Source organism: Pararhodobacter sp. CCB-MM2 (assembly GCF_001691415.1).
In the GTDB taxonomy this organism is placed as follows: Bacteria; Pseudomonadota; Alphaproteobacteria; order Rhodobacterales; family Rhodobacteraceae; genus Pararhodobacter.
Genome location: NZ_LRRR01000043.1, coordinates 13,526 through 30,466 on the forward strand (window position 1 = coordinate 13,526; position 16,941 = coordinate 30,466).

At 68.0% G+C, this 16,941-nt stretch carries 21 protein-coding genes; 16 read left to right on the forward strand and 5 right to left on the reverse strand.

Going from position 1 to position 16,941, the window contains the following annotated elements; translation table 11 throughout:
• Positions 1-21: 21 nt before the first annotated feature.
• Positions 22-1,617 (reverse strand): hypothetical protein, encoded by a 1,596-nt coding sequence (locus BCY78_RS22790; RefSeq protein WP_139103288.1) that lies wholly within the window; start codon positions 1,615-1,617, stop codon positions 22-24.
• Positions 1,618-1,826: 209 nt separating this feature from the next.
• On the opposite strand from BCY78_RS22790, the gene BCY78_RS22795 reads away from it, so the two are divergent.
• Positions 1,827-2,561 (forward strand): glutathione S-transferase family protein, encoded by a 735-nt coding sequence (locus tag BCY78_RS22795; RefSeq protein WP_233499477.1) that lies wholly within the window; start codon positions 1,827-1,829, stop codon positions 2,559-2,561.
• 3 nt (positions 2,562-2,564) lie between these two features.
• Here the strand turns inward: BCY78_RS22795 and fabD are convergent, their stop codons facing one another.
• Positions 2,565-3,494 (reverse strand): ACP S-malonyltransferase, encoded by a 930-nt coding sequence (gene fabD, locus BCY78_RS22800; protein WP_199523194.1) that lies wholly within the window; start codon positions 3,492-3,494, stop codon positions 2,565-2,567.
• Between the two features lie 104 nt (positions 3,495-3,598).
• Here fabD and BCY78_RS25895 point away from each other — a divergent pair, with 104 nt between their 5' ends.
• The 9 genes from BCY78_RS25895 to BCY78_RS22845 all read left to right on the forward strand — a co-directional run bounded on the left by BCY78_RS25895 (position 3,599) and on the right by BCY78_RS22845 (position 9,033).
• Complete coding sequence (locus BCY78_RS25895) at positions 3,599-5,020, forward strand: methyl-accepting chemotaxis protein (protein ID WP_068306433.1); 1,422 nt, start codon at positions 3,599-3,601, stop codon at positions 5,018-5,020.
• Positions 5,021-5,303: 283 nt separating this feature from the next.
• Positions 5,304-5,675, forward strand: coding sequence for a 30S ribosomal protein S6 (rpsF, locus tag BCY78_RS22810; RefSeq protein ID WP_068306435.1), 372 nt, complete (start codon positions 5,304-5,306; stop codon positions 5,673-5,675).
• Positions 5,676-5,701: 26 nt separating this feature from the next.
• Positions 5,702-5,929, forward strand: a complete 228-nt coding sequence (rpsR, locus tag BCY78_RS22815) for a 30S ribosomal protein S18 (protein ID WP_068306437.1) — start codon at positions 5,702-5,704, stop codon at positions 5,927-5,929.
• Between the two features lie 10 nt (positions 5,930-5,939).
• Positions 5,940-6,518 carry a 50S ribosomal protein L9 gene (gene rplI, locus BCY78_RS22820; protein ID WP_068306439.1) on the forward strand — a complete coding sequence of 193 codons (579 nt, stop codon included), beginning with the start codon at positions 5,940-5,942 and terminating at the stop codon, positions 6,516-6,518.
• 179 nt (positions 6,519-6,697) lie between these two features.
• A complete protein-coding gene (locus BCY78_RS22825; RefSeq protein WP_369808722.1) occupies positions 6,698-7,108 on the forward strand; it encodes an ArsR/SmtB family transcription factor in 411 nt (136 codons plus the stop codon).
• 57 nt (positions 7,109-7,165) lie between these two features.
• Positions 7,166-7,834 (forward strand): hypothetical protein, encoded by a 669-nt coding sequence (locus BCY78_RS22830; RefSeq protein ID WP_068306441.1) that lies wholly within the window; start codon positions 7,166-7,168, stop codon positions 7,832-7,834.
• A gap of 71 nt (positions 7,835-7,905) precedes the next feature.
• A complete protein-coding gene (locus BCY78_RS22835) occupies positions 7,906-8,445 on the forward strand; it encodes a hypothetical protein (protein ID WP_068306442.1) in 540 nt (179 codons plus the stop codon).
• Between the two features lie 4 nt (positions 8,446-8,449).
• Complete coding sequence (locus tag BCY78_RS22840; RefSeq protein ID WP_068306444.1) at positions 8,450-8,767, forward strand: hypothetical protein; 318 nt, start codon at positions 8,450-8,452, stop codon at positions 8,765-8,767.
• Positions 8,768-8,790: 23 nt separating this feature from the next.
• Positions 8,791-9,033 (forward strand): sulfurtransferase TusA family protein, encoded by a 243-nt coding sequence (locus BCY78_RS22845; RefSeq protein WP_068306446.1) that lies wholly within the window; start codon positions 8,791-8,793, stop codon positions 9,031-9,033.
• Here BCY78_RS22845 and BCY78_RS22850 read toward each other — a convergent pair.
• Entirely contained in the window at positions 9,030-9,863 is an 834-nt protein-coding gene (locus tag BCY78_RS22850) for a hypothetical protein (RefSeq protein ID WP_068306448.1), read from the reverse strand. The two genes, BCY78_RS22845 and BCY78_RS22850, sit on opposite strands and share 4 nt — an antisense overlap.
• A complete protein-coding gene (mobA, locus tag BCY78_RS22855; RefSeq protein WP_369808723.1) occupies positions 9,860-10,450 on the reverse strand; it encodes a molybdenum cofactor guanylyltransferase MobA in 591 nt (196 codons plus the stop codon). The genes BCY78_RS22850 and mobA overlap by 4 nt, the downstream gene beginning before the upstream one ends.
• Before the next feature lie 40 nt (positions 10,451-10,490).
• On the opposite strand from mobA, the gene BCY78_RS22860 reads away from it, so the two are divergent.
• From BCY78_RS22860 to BCY78_RS22880, 5 genes are all read left to right on the forward strand, one after another.
• Entirely contained in the window at positions 10,491-10,997 is a 507-nt protein-coding gene (locus tag BCY78_RS22860; RefSeq protein ID WP_068306454.1) for a DUF2478 domain-containing protein, read from the forward strand.
• Between the two features lie 72 nt (positions 10,998-11,069).
• Positions 11,070-13,514 (forward strand): heavy metal translocating P-type ATPase, encoded by a 2,445-nt coding sequence (locus BCY78_RS22865; RefSeq protein WP_068306457.1) that lies wholly within the window; start codon positions 11,070-11,072, stop codon positions 13,512-13,514.
• Positions 13,511-13,927, forward strand: a complete 417-nt coding sequence (locus BCY78_RS22870) for a Cu(I)-responsive transcriptional regulator (RefSeq protein ID WP_068306458.1) — start codon at positions 13,511-13,513, stop codon at positions 13,925-13,927. Before BCY78_RS22865 ends, BCY78_RS22870 begins: the two co-directional genes overlap by 4 nt.
• Positions 13,928-14,018: 91 nt before the next feature.
• Positions 14,019-14,342: an arsenate reductase family protein gene (locus BCY78_RS22875; protein WP_068306462.1), complete on the forward strand. Its 324-nt coding sequence runs from the start codon at positions 14,019-14,021 to the stop codon at positions 14,340-14,342.
• Positions 14,339-14,866, forward strand: a complete 528-nt coding sequence (locus tag BCY78_RS22880) for an AAA family ATPase (RefSeq protein WP_068306463.1) — start codon at positions 14,339-14,341, stop codon at positions 14,864-14,866. The genes BCY78_RS22875 and BCY78_RS22880 overlap by 4 nt, the downstream gene beginning before the upstream one ends.
• 66 nt (positions 14,867-14,932) lie before the next feature.
• Here BCY78_RS22880 and BCY78_RS22885 read toward each other — a convergent pair whose 3' ends face one another.
• Positions 14,933-15,139 (reverse strand): cold-shock protein, encoded by a 207-nt coding sequence (locus BCY78_RS22885; RefSeq protein ID WP_068306465.1) that lies wholly within the window; start codon positions 15,137-15,139, stop codon positions 14,933-14,935.
• 334 nt (positions 15,140-15,473) lie between these two features.
• On the opposite strand from BCY78_RS22885, the gene BCY78_RS22890 reads away from it, so the two are divergent.
• Positions 15,474-16,904, forward strand: coding sequence for a DEAD/DEAH box helicase (locus BCY78_RS22890; protein WP_083195253.1), 1,431 nt, complete (start codon positions 15,474-15,476; stop codon positions 16,902-16,904).
• Positions 16,905-16,941: the final 37 nt, after the last annotated feature.

A 16,941-nucleotide genomic window follows, 5' to 3' on the forward strand; every position in this document is an offset into this window, starting at 1 on the left:
CAGGGGGCTTCACAGGCAGGATCACGACCGGGTCGGCAACGAGAAGCGGTAGCTCACGCCCAGACCGATCGAGGTATTCTCGAACCGGTTGGTCAGCCCCGAGGTATATTGCCCCAGCGAGATGGTCCGGCCCACCTGCCCATACAGCGCCACGCGCTCGTTCAGGGCATAGGTCAGCCCGAACGACGGATACAGCAGCGTGCCCACGTCATGCGCCGCATCGCCGCCCACGTCGTTCAGACCATACATCAGCTGCGCATAGGCCTGCAGGCGACCGTTGAGGAAGGCGCGGCTCTGCCAGCCCAGCCCGAAATAGCCCTCGGCATAGCCGGCGAAGCCACGGAACGCCTCGGTCGCGGCGGCGATATGGCCAGCGACGTACCAGCGGTCGTTCAGCGCGTAGTCCAGCTGAACGGCGATCATGTTCAGGCCTTCGGTCTCACGCCGGTTGTAGAAGATCGGCCCGGTCGCCCGGTCCATGATGTTCAGGCGGAAGCCGCGCATCGTATAGAGGTCGCCGCTGCGATCCTCGCCCTCGGCCCGTTCGGGGTGCGAGAGGTGGTAGTTGAAGCCCAGACCGAAGGTCCAGTTGCGCGACGTGCCCATCGGGGCATAGAGGTAGCCCGCCGACACCGTGGTGCCGACACCGTTCCCCCAGAGGTATTCCAGCGTCGCCTTCGGGTAGATGATGAAGCCCGGGCCCATGTCGATCGCATCGGTGATCCAGCCACCGCTGCCCACGCCGAGCTGCGTGTAGAGGCTGACATGCTCGCTCAGGCGAAAGCGACGACCGAAGCCGCCATGCGCCTGATTGTACCACGGCATGCCGTAGTAGCCGATGTCGACCGCGAAGAAGGTGTAGTAATCGCGGTTCAGGAAATGCGTGAACTGGCTGGAGACGACACCGACATCGCCGGTGTAATTGCCCTGCGGCGAGATCTGCGAGAACAGGTTGGTCTCCAGCGACAGGATGTTCTCATGCTGCGGGGCATCGAAGCTGTCCGCGGCCACCGTCCTCCCATGATCCGCATAGCGCCCGACCGAGAAGGACAGGGGCCGCTGCACGAACAGGTTGAAGTTCGAGTCGTTGATCGGCGACCCGAGGATCGCCACCCGCGCATAGTTCACGCCGAAGCTGAAGTTGCGGAACTGATAGCCCACGCCGGCATAGGCCCGCGCGAACAGCCCTTCGCCCGACAGCTGGGTGATCCCGACCATGCTGTCGCCACCCGCGCCGGCCCCGGCGGCGATGCCTGCGTTCCAGAACCAATTACCCGAGATCTGCCCCTGCGCATGCAAGGTGGCGTCGGCGGCGAAGAAGCCGCTGTAATTGCCCTCGACCATCGGGGCGATGGCGCCGGTGCCGAAATAGAGCCAGTCATTCATCTGTTGCAGGTAATGGACCCCGAACAGGTCGAAATTCCCGCCGTTTGCAAGCTCCAGCTGGGTGTAGTCGATCATCACCATGCCCGAGACCTGACGCGTTTGCGGCGGCGTCTCGAAGAGGGGGGTGTCCTGTGCCTGCCCCAGACCCGGGATCGCGGCCGACAAGACTATCGCCAGCCCGAGGCCGGCTCCGGTTACCCGGCGAGCCAACCCGCGCAATGCAGCTGACATGGTGTTCTTCGCAAGGGCCGCGCCCCCGTTGGTCTCAGCGTGCATTCCCCTCGGTCCCTCGCTACGTCTCCGGTCGTCCATAGCGCCGGAGGATTTTTGCTTTTTGCGACTCTAGCCCTTGTCGCCTCACATCCCCAAGAATCTTTCCGAAAGCCACGCAAAATAACGGCCCCTTGACGTTCCCGGGCCACAGGTCAAGCTGCTCGACCGTGACTTCAGCCCTCCGTTTCGGCAAAACCTTGAACCAGCAGGCGACCGACGTGACCTATACGCTGCACTATGCGCCCGATAACGCCTCTCTCATCGTGCGCCTCGCGCTGGAGGAGATGGGCCAGCCTTACCGTGCCACTCTGGTCGACCGACGGGTCCGGGCGCATAAACAGGCGGCCTATCTGGCGCTGAACCCGGCCGGGCTGATCCCGGTGCTGGAAACCCCGCAGGGCCCGATCAGTGAAACTGCCGCGATCCTGTTGTGGCTGACCGAACAGCACGGCGCGCTGGCCCCCGCACCGGGTAGCGACCAGCGCGCGGCCTTCCTGAAGGCGCTGTTCTTCGCGTCGAACACCCTGCATGCCGATCTGCGCATGACCTTTTACCCGGACCAATACGCCCCCGGCGGCGAGGCGGCCTTGCTGGCGGGCCTCGCCCCCCGGATGCAGCGCCATTACGCGATCTTCGAAGGCCTGTGCGGGACCGTTCCGTGGTTCGGCGGGGCCGAGCCATCGGTGCTGGATCTCTATGTCGCGGTGACGATGCGCTGGGCGGCCCTGTATGGCCCGGGCGCGCGTTGGTTCCGATTGGGCGACTACCCGCGCCTTGCACAAAGCGCGGCCCTGCTGGAGGAGCGCCCCTCTGTCCACGCCGCCGCGCGGGCCGAGGGGCTGGGGGCGCGGCCGTTCACCGCGCCCGAAGCCTGCACGCCGCCCGAAGGCAGCGCGCTGTAAGCGTCAGCCTTTGAGGGCCGCGATATCCGCCGAGGCGCCGACGTTCTTCAGGACAGCCTCGCGGTGGATGCGCTTGATCATGCCCGACAGCGCCTTGCCGGCGCCGATTTCCCAGAATTCGGTGACGCCCTGATCGACCATCCAGCCGATCGACTCGCGCCAGCGGACCGAGCCTGTGACCTGCTCGATCAGCAGCGCGCGGATCACTTCCGGGTCGGTGACGGCCTCGGCACGGACATTGGCGACGACCGGCACGGCGGGGGCGGTCAGCGTGACCCCGGCCAGCGCCTCGGCCATCGCGTCGGCGGCGGGCTGCATCAGCGCGCAATGGAAAGGCGCGGAGACGGGCAGCATCACCGCACGCTTGGCGCCCTTGGCCTTGGCCAGTTCCACGGCGCGCTCGACCGCCGCCTTGTGCCCCGAGACCACCACCTGCGCCGGGTCGTTGTCATTGGCGGCCTGACAGACCTCACCCTGTGCTGCTTCCGAGGCGACCTCGGTCGCGGCCACGAAATCGAGGCCCAGCAGCGCAGCCATGGCGCCGACACCCACCGGCACCGCCGATTGCATGGCCTGACCGCGGGTGCGCAGCAGGCGGGCAGTGTCCGCGACGCTCAGCGCGCCGGCAGCGGCCAGCGCCGAGTATTCGCCGAGGCTGTGGCCGGCGACGAAGGCGGCGTCGGTGATCGCGAAGCCCTCGGCCTCCAGCGCGCGCATCGCGGCGAGCGAGGTCGCCATCAGCGCCGGCTGGGCATTGGCGGTCAGCGTCAGCTCGGCGATGTCGCCCTCCCAGATCAGGGTGGACAGCTTCTCGCCCAGAGCCTCGTCTACCTCGTCGAAGACGGCGCGGGCGGCGGGATAGCTCTCGGCCAGATCCCGGCCCATGCCGATGGCTTGTGCGCCCTGACCGGGGAAAACGAATGCGCGGGTCACGGTAACCTCCATTTAGCTTTTTGCCGGGCATAAAGGCTGGATGCGTTCGTGGCAATTGCCGGCAAGGGCGGGCCGCGGATGGCATCGGCGTTGGAGACACAGGAATGCGAGACACGACCCAACCCCACGGCCCCGCGGGGGACAGCGGTGCGATCAAGACGATGGCGGCAGAAGCCGGGACCTTATCCGTCCTGATCGCCAATGCCTTGGGTCACGCCGATGCCGTCAGTGGAGAGTTGACGCGTCAGGTTCGTACCGCCGAACAGCTGCGCAACGCGGCGCGTGACATGTCCACGGGCAGCGCCGAGGTTGAGGCCGCGACCAGTGCCGCGTCGACCGCGACCGCCAGCGCGGCCGAGCTGCGCAAGGCCACCCGCCACGGCTTCGAGAAGGTGATTGCCGAGGTGAAGCTCCTCGCCGAGGAAGTGGATGGGCTGGAGACCTGCGTCGAAGGTCTGGCCCATGCGCTGGACCGCGTCGGCCGCGTGGCCGAGGAAATCGCCTCCGTGGCGCAGATGACGAACATGCTGGCCCTGAACGCACAGGTCGAGGCCGCGCGGGCCGGCAGTGCCGGGCGCGGCTTCATGGTTGTCGCGCAAGAGGTGAAGGCTATGTCCGAGCGGACCGCCGCCGCCACCAGCGACATCGGCCAGACGCTGGACAGCCTGCGCGCCGCAGCCGACCAGATCGCCAATACCAACGCCCGCGTGCTGGCCCGGACGGCCACCATGCAGGATGAGGCCCGCAATCACGCGTCCGTCCGCCTCAAGGTCGACGAGGCGATTGCCGAGGTCGACCGCCAGCAGGCCCGCATTGATGAGGCGCGGCGCAATTCGGCGCAATCCGTTCGCACGGTGGAGGGGGGGATCCTGCAGCTCGCCGACAGCGTCACCATGGCCGAGCGCGGCATCACCGGCGTGCGTGACACGTTCGACAATATCCTCGGCCTCTCGCAGCGCCTGACGGCCGATTTCGCGCGCCTCGGCGTGGAGACGGTGGATTCGCCCTTCATCAACGCCGTCCAGGCGGGGGCCGCGCAGATCTCGGAAGCCTTCGAGAAGGCGGTGGCCTCGGGCAAGATCACCCTCAACGACCTGTTCGACGCTGAGTATCGCGCGGTGCAGGGTAGTGATCCCAAGCAGGTGCTGACCCGGTTCACGGCACTGACCGACCAGCTGCTGCCGCCGATCCAGGAACCGATGCTGAAGCTGTCGCCGCTGGTGGTGTTCTGCGCTGCCGTCGACCGCAACGGCTATCTGCCGACACACAACCGGGTGTTCTCGCAGCCGCAACGGCGCGGGGACCCCGCGTGGAACGCCGCCAATTGCCGCAACCGGCGCATGTTCGACGACCGCGTCGGCCTGACGGCCGGGCGCTCGAAACAGGCCTTCACATTGCAGGCCTATCGCCGCGACATGGGCGGCGGGCAGTTCGTGATGATGAAGGACGTCTCGGCGCCGATCACCGTGCGCGGGCGCCATTGGGGCGGGCTGCGGCTGGCCTACAAGCTGCCGAAAGGCGCCTGACCCAAAGCAACGACACGCACGAAAACCGGCCACGGCACCCAGCCTTGGCCGGTTCTTGCCATGCCCGCGCGGATCGGGCATGAGCCTTGCAGGAAAGGGCGCGACAGCCCTCACCGGGACCCGTAGCCTTCGCCGGGCTTTTCCCTTGCGCACCCCTCGAATCCCGCTATAAGGCCCCATCCCGCCGTATCCCACGATTCCGGCGCAGCATCTCGTGGGCGGGCCGCGGCGGGGTCTCACTGGCCCGTCTTTTGAAATGCGCCCTGATAGAAATGGAGCACGCATGCCTCTCTACGAGCATGTCATGATCGCGCGTCAGGATCTGTCCAACGCGCAGGCGGAAGGCCTGGTCGAGCACTTCTCGACCGTGATCTCCGACAACGGCGGCACGATCGTCGGCACCGAATACTGGGGTGTCAAGACGATGGCCTACAAGATCAACAAGAACCGCAAGGGTCACTACATGTACCTGCGCACCGACGCCCCTTCGGCTGCGATCCAGGAAATGGAGCGTCTGGCCCGCCTGCACGACGACGTCATGCGTGTGCTCTCGATCAAGGTCGAAGCGCATGAGGATGGCCCCTCGGTGCAGATGCAGAAGCGTGACGAACGTGGTGACCGCGGCGATCGCGGCGACCGCGGCCCGCGTCGTTGATCCAGGTCAGACAGGAGTAACACCCCATGGCCACCAAACCGTTTTTCCGTCGCCGCAAGGTCTGCCCGTTCTCGGGCGAGAACGCCCCCGCGATCGACTACAAGGACACCCGTCTTCTGCAGCGCTACATCTCCGAGCGCGGCAAGATCGTCCCCGCCCGCATCACCGCCGTTTCGGCGAAGAAGCAGCGTGAACTGGCCCGCGCCATCAAGCGCGCCCGCTTCCTCGCCCTGCTGCCTTACGCCGTGAAGTGAGGATAGAACCATGCAAGTGATTCTGCTCGAACGCGTGGCCAAGCTGGGCCAGATGGGCGACGTCGTGAAGGTTCGCGACGGCTTTGCCCGCAACTTCCTGCTGCCGCAAGGCAAGGCTCTGCGCGCCACCGACGCCAACAAAGCCTCCTTCGAGGACCAGAAAGCGCAGCTCGAAGCGCGCAACCTGGAAACCAAGAAAGAAGCCGAAGCCCTGGCCGAGAAACTGGACGGCACCACCTATGTGGTGATCCGCTCGGCTTCGGACGCTGGCGCTCTCTACGGCTCGGTCACCCCGCGTGACATCGCCGACGTCGTCACCGCCGAGGGCTTCTCGGTCGACCGTCGCCAGGTGATCCTGGACGCGCCGATCAAGAACCTGGGCCTGCACGGCCTGACCGTCGTCCTGCACCCCGAAGTGTCGGCCAACATCTCGGTGAACGTCGCCCGTTCGCCGGAAGAAGCCGAACTGCAGGCCTCGGGCAAGTCCATCCAGGAACTGGCCGCCGAAGCGGAAGCTGAAGCCGAATTCGAAATCGCCGAGCTGTTCGACGAAATCGGTGCCGCTTCGGACGAAGACGCGGACCTCTGATCCGACTGATCAAGATTGCACGGGGCGCAATGTCGTAGGACGTTGCGCCCCGCTTGCGTTCCGGGCGTGGCTGCGCTCCGCCCAGCCAAGGACAGAGGCCTTGCTTCAGCGCCTTGGATCCCCTATCTCTATCGAACAGATTGCGATCCTTGCATCCTTAAATGCCCGGAGCCCCGCGAATGACCCTGAATACCGACACTCAAGCGCTCGAAAATTCGAATATGGTGGCTGATCCCGACCTGATGGCGGGTGGCACCGACTGCGCGACGCGTCCGGTGGATGACATGGTTCAGCAGGCCACGGCTGCCGCGGCCTTCCTGAAGGCCTTGGCGCATGAGGGCCGGCTTTTGATCCTGTGCTATCTGTCCTCGGGCGAGAAGTCGGTGACCGAGCTGGAGCAGCTTTTGGGCTCGCGTCAGGCAGCGGTCAGCCAGCAACTGGCCCGGCTGCGGCTGGAGGGGCTGGTTTCGTGTCGTCGCGACGGCAAGACGATCTACTACACCCTGGGCGATCCCCGTGCAGCCCGCACGATCGGCCTGATGTACGACATGTTCTGCGGCGCCGATCCGGTCGACCCCGCGCAGGCGTGATCGTCCACCCCTGTCGAATCGCTTGACCTGCAGGGGCTGCGGCCCTCGGATAGAGCGATGCGCTGGCTCGTTTTTTCCCTGTTGATGCTGACCGCTTGCGGGCGGGCCCTGACGCCCTCCGAGACGGCGCTGGCCTCGCGCATGTTCGGGCCGAGCCTTGATCCGGCGCCGGTGCGCTTTGTCGAGAACGGCTTCATCGGCATGCGCAGCCACCTCTACACCGTCCGGCCCCGTACCACCTGCCGCGAGCGTCTGTTGCCCCCCGCCGAGGGCACGGTAGAGCGCGGGCGTGCCGCCGGTCTGGTGCTGGGCCATAGCATTCAGGTTCGCCCGGACGTGCTGCGCCCGGATTTCGCACGGGCCGAGGATGGCAGCCTGTCGCTGGGGCAGGCGATGTATCTGGTGCACGAATTGACCCATGTCTGGCAGTGGCAGAACCGCGACCGCACCGGCTATTCGCTGTGGCGCGTCGGGCGCGAACATGCCCAGACCGACGACCCCTATCTGTTCGACACCGACAGCGAGCGACAATTCCTCGATTACGGCTACGAGCAGCAGGCGAGTTTGGTCGAGGAATACCTCTGTTGTCAGGCGCTTGATCCGGACGGTGCCCGGACCGGCCGTCTGCGCGCCCTGCTGGGGCAGGTGATGGCGCCGGGCGACTTGCCGGAGGTGGCAATCTCGGTCCCTTGGGCCGGGGTGGAGCCTCGGGGGATCTGCGGGTGATGACGCCAGCTTGAGGAGCGCCGCGCGCTTCCTATGTTAGGATGATGCATCAGACCTTCGGGAGAGCTTCCATGCAACGGCGCCAATTCCTCACCTCACTGGCCCTCACTGGCCTCGTTGCCGGCAGCGCTGGGGCGCAAACGTTCGGCCGTCTCGGCGCGCGGCCGCGGCAGGGCGAGCGGGCCCCGGTGCAGATCAACAGCGGCGGGTTCTCCGTGCTGGTCCAGCATCTGGTGGTCAACGGGGCAGGGGGCGCGCTGAGGCTCGACTGGGCGCATGGCGCGCCGCTGTATTACGAGGACCGCGTCAACCTCTCAGGCGCCGGCGCGCTGGCCACGGTGTTCCGCACCCCGTTCCGGGTCCGCTGGGCCGAGGCGCGTCCGGTCGGTCATGTCACGTTGATCGCCGACGCGGGCCTGCTGGTGGCCGAGGCCGAGGGCGTGCAGCCGGGCGCACAGGTCACCTTGGGCGCGGGCGACTATGCCTGGGATCTTCCGGGCCGCTTGACGCCGGGCGGCGGCGGCGCGGCAGGCGCGAACGCGGGCGGCGTGCGGATGGAACGCGACGGTCGCCTGCTGATCAACCTGCCGCAGTTCCACGCGCAGGTCTGACCCGATGGTCGCGGCTGGTGCGGAGCCGATCTGCCCGCTGTGCGAGCGGCCGATCCCCGAGGGCGTTCCGCAATCGCTGCATCACCTGATTCCCAAGCTGAAAGGCGGCAAGGGCGGCCCGACCGTCCTGCTGCATCACATCTGCCACAAGGAAATCCACGCCACGCTGACCGAAGCCGAGCTGGCGCGCGATTTCAACACGGTCGAGGCGCTCAAGGCCCAGCCGCGATTGGCGAAATTCATCGGCTGGGTGTCCAAGCGCCCGCCGGATTTCCTGTCGCGCGTGCCGGGGGGATACCGAAGGCGGTCTCGACTCCGCTGAGGGCTTGAGCTAACGGCTCGCGCATGGATTGGGATGACGAAATCGATGCCCGTGGCCTGCTGTGCCCTCTGCCCGTGTTGCGTGCGCGCAAACGGCTGATGGCGATGGCGCCGGGGCAGGTGTTGCGCGTGCTGGCGACCGACCGGGCCTCGGTGATCGACATGCCGCATTTCTGCGCCGAGGCCGGGCATCAATACCTTGGCTGCGACGAATGGGACGGGGCCTTGGCCCATGTGCTCAAGCGCGGCGACGGCGTTTCCGACTAGAGCGATGTCCTGAGGGCCGCTTCGTGCCCGAGGCCGAGGATCCAGCCTTCCTCGGCGATGCGCTTGTCCTCCGGGGTTTCCAACAACGGTGAGAGGTCGGGCAGGCGATGCAGCGCCCGCGCGAGCGTCGTGACCTGCACCTGATCCTTCACCAGCCCCGGCGCCGTTCGTATGGCGACTTCGGGCGCGAGGATCGAAGGGAAGACTTCGGCCAACGTGATCTTTCCGGGGGCCTCGAAGGGCCAGACGGCGATCCGTCCGGGGAAGGCCCGCCGCAGCCGATGCAGCATCGGCAACCCGGTCAGCACCTGCGAGCCGACCGCCCCCGCGCCGCCCAGTTTCCACACCGATTGCGCGCCCTTCGCGGTGGCATCTGCCAGCCGGTGTTCGTCGAAACCGTGGCCGAAGCGCGCCTTGCCCTTGCGGGGCAGGGCGGGCAGGTCCTCATTCGAGGCGTTGAACCAGAAGGGTCCGAGGCCGGGCAGCATTGCATTGATCCCAGCGGCCATCTCGAACCGGTTCGAGCGGTTGTCGGGCCCGTCCTTGAGGCGTTCGGCAAGGAAGGCCCAAACCGCCAGCGGGTCGGCGCGGCCGGTGACCGCCTTGGCGAAGCCCTGCGGGTAGCCGAAGGCGAAATCGGCGCCGATCAGCAGGCTCTGGCCGCGGGTCAGGCTGTCCTTGACCAGCGCGCGGAGCGCGGCGAAGGCCTTGGCGCGGGTCGGCGGATTGCTGGCCTCGCCCGTCTCAAGCCCGAGCCAGATCGAATCCTTGCCCCGGCGCGGCTGGTTCGCCGCCGACCAGTCGAGGATGGCGATCCGGTCGAACCTCATGCGCGGGCCTCGGCTTCGGCCAGATCCTCAGGCGTGTTGATGTTGAAGAACGGGTCCTCCGGCGCGTCAAACGCCACGCTCACCGAGCCATGATCCATCGCGAACTTGCCGACCCGGTGCTCGCCGCCTTCCAGCGCCGCCCGCAACTCGTCACGCAAGGAAACCGGCCACAACGCCACCGTCGGATGCCGCCGCCCGAGGCTCTCGGCCATCGCAAAGGGATGCGCCCCCAACCGCGCGACCAGATCCACCGGCAGGAACGGCGTGTCCCCCGCCACGCAAAGGAGCCGCTCCACCCCCAGCCCGGCGGCCCAGTCCATTCCCGCCAGCACGCCCGCCAAAGGCCCGGGGAAGTCCGGCAGGGCATCCGCCAGCACCGGCAGCCCGAAACTCGAATACCGCGCCGGATCGCCATTCGCGCTGATCGCCAGCGGCCCGACCTGCGGCGCGATCCGCTCGATCACCTGCGCGATCAGCGGCCGGCCACGCAGCGGCAGCAGCGGCTTGTCGCCCCCGCCCATCCGCGTCGCGCGCCCGCCTGCCAGAATGAGCCCCGCGACCATCCGCTGCCTTTCCTCGTCGTTCAACGCAGGGTATCAGGGCAGAGGACAGCCTCAAGGGGAACCCATGCTCGCCACGATTTCCGGCCGCGAACGCGGTCAGACGGACCGGCTGCTCGCCGAACTGGCCGCGAAGCTCGAAGCCGAGGGCTGGCGGCTCTCGGGCGTGGTGCAGGTGAATTCAGGCAAGCCGGGCGCCAAGCATTGCGACATGGACCTGCGCGTGCTGGGCCGGCCCGAGGTGATCCGCATCAGCCAGAACCTTGGCGAGGAAAGCTCGGGCTGCCGGCTGGACCCCGAGGGGCTGGCGCAGGCGGTGGGGCTGGTCGAGGGCACCCTTCAGGCCGCACCGCGCCTCCTGATCCTCAACAAATTCGGCAAGGCCGAGATCGAAGGCCGTGGCTTCCGCACGGTCATCGGCGAGGCCTTGGCGCAGGGCATCCCGGTGGTGATGGGCGTCAAGGGCCTCAACCGCGCGGGATTCGAGGATTTCGCCGGCGACATGGCCGAGGACCTGCCCTGCGAGTTGGGCGCGGTGCTCGATTGGTGCCGTCAGCAGGCCGTGACGATTTAGGCTGAAAAGGCCCTTGACCCTCCAGCTACTGGAAGCATCATATCGCTCAGGACCGGCGAAAAGGAGGTCCAGATGAGCGATTCCCAAACCCAGACCCTGCGCGTCGACGGCATGACCTGCGCGTCCTGCACGGGACGTGTCGAGCGCCTGCTGGCGCGCGAAGAGGGCGTGACCGGGGTGCGCGCCAATCTGATGACCGGGACTGTCGCGGTCGATGGCGTGGCCGAACCCGCCAAGCTGGCCGAACGCATCGCCGCCGCCGGTTTCTCCACGCCCGAGGACGTCACGCGCCTGTCGATCAGCGGCATGACCTGCGCGTCCTGCGTGGGCCGGGTCGAGCGGGTGCTGGCGAAACTTCCCGGCGTCGTCTCGGCCAGCGTGAACCTCGCCGATGAAAGCGCCACGGTACGCCATCTCGCCGTCTCGGGCCTGCCCGAGCGCATGGCCGAGGCCGTGCGCAAGGCGGGCTACGACGCGCAAATCGCCACGGAGACCAGCCGCGAGGACCGCGCCGCGCAGAAGGAAGGTGAGCAGGCCGCGCTCCTGCGCTCGGTCCTGCTGGCCGCCGCGCTGACCCTGCCGGTCTTCGTGATGGAGATGGGCGGGCATCTCTACCCGCCGTTCCACCATTGGCAACACGCGCTCTTCGGCCAGACCTTCCTGTGGCTGGTGCAGTTCGCGCTAACCAGCGTCGTACTCTTCGGCCCCGGCCTGCGTTTCTTCCGCGCGGGCGTCCCCGCGCTGCTGCATGGCGCGCCGGACATGAATTCGCTCGTCGTGATGGGCGCGACCGCGGCCTGGGGCTATTCGACCGTCGCCACCTTCGTGCCGGAACTGCTGCCCGAAGGCTCGCGGGTTGTGTATTTCGAGGCGGCAGCGGTGATCGTCACGCTGATCCTTCTGGGCCGCTGGCTGGAAGCCCGCGCCAAGGGCCGCACCGGTGCGGCCATCGCCAAGCTCGTGGGCCTGCAGCCGCAGACCGCCCGGATCGACCGTGCCGGATTGGTGCAGGAGGTGCCGATTGCCGAGGTCCAACCCGGGGACCTCCTTCATCTGCGCCCGGGTGAGCGGGTGGCGGTCGACGGCATGGTCGTCACCGGCCATTCCTGGCTCGACGAGAGTATGATCACCGGCGAGCCTGTGCCGGTCGAGAAGACCGAAGGCGCGCCCCTGACCGCCGGCACGGTGAATGGCTCCTCGGCGCTGACCTACCGGGCCGAGCGCGTGGGCTCGGACACGGTTCTCGCCCGCATCATCCGCATGGTCGAGGACGCGCAGGGCGCCAAGCTGCCCATTCAGGCCGCCGTCGACCGCGTGACCCGCGTCTTCGTGCCCGCCGTGATGGCCGTGGCCGCGCTGACCTTCGTCGCCTGGATGATCTGGGGGCCGGGGCTGGGCCAAGCCGTCGTCGCCGCCGTCGCCGTTCTGATCATCGCCTGCCCCTGCGCCATGGGCCTCGCCACGCCGACCTCGATCATGGTCGGCACCGGGCGCGGGGCCGAGATGGGCGTCCTGTTCCGCCGCGGCGATGCCTTGCAGGCACTACAGGGCGTCGAGGTCGTGGCCTTCGACAAGACCGGCACCCTGACCGAGGGCCGTCCCGAGCTGGTCGCGCTGATCGCCACGGGCGACGAGGCCGAAGCCCTCTCCTTCGCCGCCGCTGCCGAGGCGGGTTCCGAGCATCCCATCGCCCATGCCATCCTCCGCGCCGCCGAGGAAAAGGGCCTGACCTTGGCCCCCGCCACTGGCGTCTCGGCCATCCCCGGCTTCGGGCTGGAAGCGCAGGTCGCTGGCCGCCACGTCCTCCTCGGCGCCGAGCGCCTGATGACCCGCGAGGGCATCGCCTTGGGCGATCTGCCGGCGCGCGCCGAAGCGGAAGCCGCCAAGGGCCGCACGCCCCTTTACCTCGCCGCCGACGGGCAGGCGCTCGCCCTGCTGATCGTCGCCGACCGCGTGAAGCCCACCACCCGCGCCGCGCTCGAGGCCCTGCACGCGCTGGGTGTCCAGACCGCGATGATCACCGGCGACGCGCGCGCCACCGCGCAATCCATCGCCGCCGAGCTGGGCATCGACCATGTCGAGGCCGAGGTCCTGCCCGACGGCAAGGTTGCGGCCATCGAGGCCCTGCGCCAAGGCGGCCGCAAGGTGGCCTTCGTCGGCGACGGCATCAACGACGCGCCCGCCTTGGCAGCGGCGGATGTGGGTCTCGCCATCGGCACCGGCACCGATGTCGCGGTCGAGGCCGCCGAAGTCGTGCTGATGTCCGGCGACCTGCGCGGGGTGGTCAACGCGATCCATCTCAGCCGCAAGGTGCTGACCAACATCCGCCAGAACCTGTTCTGGGCCTTCGCCTATAACGCGGCCCTCGTGCCGGTCGCGGCGGGTGTGCTCTACCCGGCCTTTGGCCTCACCCTCTCGCCGATGCTCGGCGCCGGCGCGATGGCGCTGTCGTCGATCTTCGTTCTCTCGAACGCGCTGCGCCTGAAGGCCCTGCGCCCCGCTTTGGAGGCAAAATGAATATCGGAGAAGCCGCAGCCGCCTCGGGCCTGCCCGCCAAAACCATCCGATACTATGAGGACATGGGCCTCGTCGCACCACGCCGCGATGCCAATGGCTACCGCAGCTTCGGCGAGGGCGAGATCCACCGCCTCGCCTTCCTCAACCGCGCGCGGGGCCTCGGCTTCTCGCTGGAAGATTGCCGCGCGCTCTTGGGCCTCTACGCGGATGATGGCCGCGCCAGCGAGGATGTCCGCCGTCTCGCCGCCGACCATCTCGCCCGCATCGACGCCCGCATCGCGGAGTTGAAAGCGATGCGTGAGACGGTGGCGGGCCTCGTCTCGGCCTGCGCCGGCGGCGACCGCCCGGATTGCCCGATCCTCGACGACCTTGCCACCGGCCCCCTTTGTGCCCATACCGGCAAGCCCGTCTGATCGTCTTTGTGCCTTAAATATCCTGGGGGGTGAGGCCGTAGGCCGAGGGGGGCAACGCCCCCCTTCCTCCGTCAACCAGAAAGGATCCGCCATGACCGTCTCGCTTTGGGGCCTCAAGACCTGCGACACCTGCCGCAAGGCGCTGAAAGCCCTGCCGGAGGCCGAGTTCCGCGACGTCCGGGCCGAGCCCCTGACCGCGGCGGAAATCGACCTTCTTCTGGGCCAGTTCGGCGACAAGCTGGTCAACCGCGCCTCGACCACCTGGCGCGGTCTGTCGCCGGAAGAGCGCGCCCGCCCGGCAGCTGAGTTGCTCGCCGAGAACCCCACGCTGATGAAGCGCCCGGTGATCGCGTCGGAGGGCAGCTGGTACCTCGGCTGGACCCCGGCAACCCGCGCGGCCTTGGGCGTGGCGTGAGCCGTTTCCACCTGCTCAGCGGTTGCTCGGGCGGGGGGAAATCCACCTTGCTGGCGGCCTGGCGCCAGGCCGGCGGCGCGGGCATCGAGGAGCCGGGCCGCCGGATCGTTCGGGCCTCCCTCGCCGGTGACAGACAGGGTCTGCCATGGGAGGATCTCGCCGGCTTCGCCCGCCGGGCCATTGCCCTGTCGCTGGACGATCTCGCCGTGGCCAAGGAGATGAGGGGGGCGGTCCTGTTCGACCGTGGCTTGGTTGATGCCATCGCAGCCTTTGAGGCCGCCACAGGGGATCTGCCGCCTGAGGCTGACCTGCTTCCCGACCTTTATGCGCCACAGGTCCTGATGGCCCCGCCGTGGCCCGAGCTGCACCGCGCCGATGCGGAAAGGGCGGGCGACCTTTCCGCCGCCCTCGCCGAATACGAGCGTCTGCTCACGTTCCTGCCGCGCTTCGGCTACCAAGCGGTGATCCTTCCCAAGCTGCCACTGGCCGAGCGTCTGGCGTGGATCAAGGATTGCCTCGCATGAGAAAACCCGCCGGAGGCGCCGGCGGGTTTTCAGAATTCTGGTGCCCGAAATTGGGCGTTCTGGCGCTCAGAGCAGCTTCAGATCCGACGCCGACGCGCGACCGTCACGGCCCGACTGAAGCTCGAAACTGATTTTCTGGTTGTCCTGAAGTCCGGTCAGCCCGGCGCGTTCCACCGCCGAGATGTGGACGAAGACGTCCTTGCCGCCACCATCGGGGGCGATGAAGCCATACCCTTTGGTAGAGTTGAACCATTTCACGGTGCCAGTGGCCATATCCGTAACCCATCCTCTCAAATTTCCCGCGACAGGATTGTCGACGGGCCGTGCAGCCAGGCCTTCGGATCGTGCGGGCTGCCTTGGTAGAGGCGGGCGGACGCAGGAAGTCTGTTGTCACGCCTCTGAGGATGACACGAATCCCCTACAAATCAAGGGTGGACTTGGCTTTCCTGCCCCTGCGGGCGGGCTGCCGCTTGACTTCGCGCCCGATGCGGACCATCTGGCAGGGATGCGCGCGCCGCCGGGTTCCGGCTGGCGCCCCCTCTGTTATGCGGTCCGCCGCGCCGCCATGGAAGGCCGGCCCCGGCAGGACCACCCCGAAAGGATTCCCATGACCGATTTCCCCATGCTGGGTCTCGCCCCGTCGCTTCTGACGGCGCTCGAGCGGACCGGCAAGACCGAACCCACCCCGATCCAGGCGCGGGCCATTCCGCCGCTGATGGACGGGCGGGACCTGCTCGGCCTCGCGCAGACCGGCACCGGCAAGACGCTGGCTTTCGGCCTGCCGATGCTGCACCGGCTGCAGGGGCAGGGCAAGCCGCCCGCCAAATCCGCCCGCGCGCTGATCATGGCGCCGACGCGTGAGTTGGTGCAGCAGATCGCCGTCTCCTTGGGCGAGCTGGCCGAGGGTCTGCCGACCTCGATTGTCACCGTCGTTGGCGGTGCCTCGATCAACCGCCAAACTGACCGGCTGGTGCGCGGCTGTGACGTGCTGGTGGCGACGCCCGGCCGTCTGATCGACCTGCTGGACCGCGGTGCCGTGTCCTTGTCGAAGGTTCAGATGCTGGTCCTCGACGAGGCCGACCAGATGCTGGATCTGGGCTTCATCCATGCGCTGCGCAAGATCGTCCGCTTCCTCCCGCGTGAGCGTCAGACGATGCTGTTTTCGGCCACCATGCCGAAGCAGCTCGGCGAGATCGCCGAGGCCTATCTCGACCGCCCGGTGCGGGTGCAGGTCGCGCCTCCGGGCAAGGCCGCCGAGCGGATTGAGCAGGCGGTGCATTTCGTGGCTCAGGGCGACAAGGCGACGCTGCTGCAGGAGTATCTGTCGAAGCACCCGGGCGAGCTGGCGCTGGTGTTCGGCCGAACGAAGCACGGGTCCGAGAAGCTGTCGCGCCTCTTGGAGAAATGGGGCTTCAAGGTCGGCTCCATTCACGGCAACAAGAGCCAGGGCCAGCGCGAACGCACCCTCGCGGCCTTCCGTGCCGAACAGATCGAGGTGCTGGTGGCGACCGATGTGGCCGCGCGGGGGCTCGACATTCCGCAGGTGGCGCATGTCTACAACTTCGACCTGCCGAACGTGCCCGAGAACTATGTCCACCGCATCGGCCGCACCGCGCGCGCCGGCCGTGATGGTCGCGCCGTGGCCTTCTGCGCGCCCGCCGAGATGGCCGATCTGCGCGCCATCGAGAAGCTGACGAAGCAGGAGGTCGAGGTCATCGGCGGCGAGCCCTGGCCCGATGGCATGGCCGACGCCGCCCGGACCAAGGCCCGCGCGGCCGCAGGGCAAGGGCGCGGCGGCGGCAGACCGGGCGGTGGCGCGAAGCAAGGCGGCGCCCCGAAAGCTGGTGGCAAGCCGGGCGGTGCCAAAGGCGGTAAGCCACAGGGTCAGGCTGCCGGCGAGGCCTCGGCCAAGCCCGCGAAACCCCGCAAGCCGCGCGTGCATCCTGCCCTCGCTGAGGCCTTGGCCGAAGAACGCGGCCCCAAGCCCCGGCGCTTCCGCAAGGGCGCCGGTAAGGGTCCGAAGCGCGACGCCAGCTGATAGGTCGGGCGGCCGGAGCTTGTTCCCACCCGCCCAC

What these genes read in the sequence shown, in the direction of transcription:
- BCY78_RS22790 (WP_139103288.1), bottom strand. Translation starts at nt 1,617, where the DNA reads ATGTCAGCTGCATTGCGCGGGTTGGCTCGCCGGGTAACCGGAGCCGGC.
- BCY78_RS25895 (WP_068306433.1), top strand. Translation starts at nt 3,599, where the DNA reads ATGCGAGACACGACCCAACCCCACGGCCCCGCGGGGGACAGCGGTGCG.
- rpsF (WP_068306435.1), top strand. Translation starts at nt 5,304, where the DNA reads ATGCCTCTCTACGAGCATGTCATGATCGCGCGTCAGGATCTGTCCAAC.
- rpsR (WP_068306437.1), top strand. Translation starts at nt 5,702, where the DNA reads ATGGCCACCAAACCGTTTTTCCGTCGCCGCAAGGTCTGCCCGTTCTCG.
- rplI (WP_068306439.1), top strand. Translation starts at nt 5,940, where the DNA reads ATGCAAGTGATTCTGCTCGAACGCGTGGCCAAGCTGGGCCAGATGGGC.
- BCY78_RS22825 (WP_369808722.1), top strand. Translation starts at nt 6,698, where the DNA reads ATGACCCTGAATACCGACACTCAAGCGCTCGAAAATTCGAATATGGTG.
- BCY78_RS22830 (WP_068306441.1), top strand. Translation starts at nt 7,166, where the DNA reads ATGCGCTGGCTCGTTTTTTCCCTGTTGATGCTGACCGCTTGCGGGCGG.
- BCY78_RS22835 (WP_068306442.1), top strand. Translation starts at nt 7,906, where the DNA reads ATGCAACGGCGCCAATTCCTCACCTCACTGGCCCTCACTGGCCTCGTT.
- BCY78_RS22840 (WP_068306444.1), top strand. Translation starts at nt 8,450, where the DNA reads ATGGTCGCGGCTGGTGCGGAGCCGATCTGCCCGCTGTGCGAGCGGCCG.
- BCY78_RS22845 (WP_068306446.1), top strand. Translation starts at nt 8,791, where the DNA reads ATGGATTGGGATGACGAAATCGATGCCCGTGGCCTGCTGTGCCCTCTG.
- BCY78_RS22850 (WP_068306448.1), bottom strand. Translation starts at nt 9,863, where the DNA reads ATGAGGTTCGACCGGATCGCCATCCTCGACTGGTCGGCGGCGAACCAG.
- BCY78_RS22860 (WP_068306454.1), top strand. Translation starts at nt 10,491, where the DNA reads ATGCTCGCCACGATTTCCGGCCGCGAACGCGGTCAGACGGACCGGCTG.
- BCY78_RS22865 (WP_068306457.1), top strand. Translation starts at nt 11,070, where the DNA reads ATGAGCGATTCCCAAACCCAGACCCTGCGCGTCGACGGCATGACCTGC.
- BCY78_RS22870 (WP_068306458.1), top strand. Translation starts at nt 13,511, where the DNA reads ATGAATATCGGAGAAGCCGCAGCCGCCTCGGGCCTGCCCGCCAAAACC.
- BCY78_RS22875 (WP_068306462.1), top strand. Translation starts at nt 14,019, where the DNA reads ATGACCGTCTCGCTTTGGGGCCTCAAGACCTGCGACACCTGCCGCAAG.
- BCY78_RS22885 (WP_068306465.1), bottom strand. Translation starts at nt 15,139, where the DNA reads ATGGCCACTGGCACCGTGAAATGGTTCAACTCTACCAAAGGGTATGGC.
- BCY78_RS22890 (WP_083195253.1), top strand. Translation starts at nt 15,474, where the DNA reads ATGACCGATTTCCCCATGCTGGGTCTCGCCCCGTCGCTTCTGACGGCG.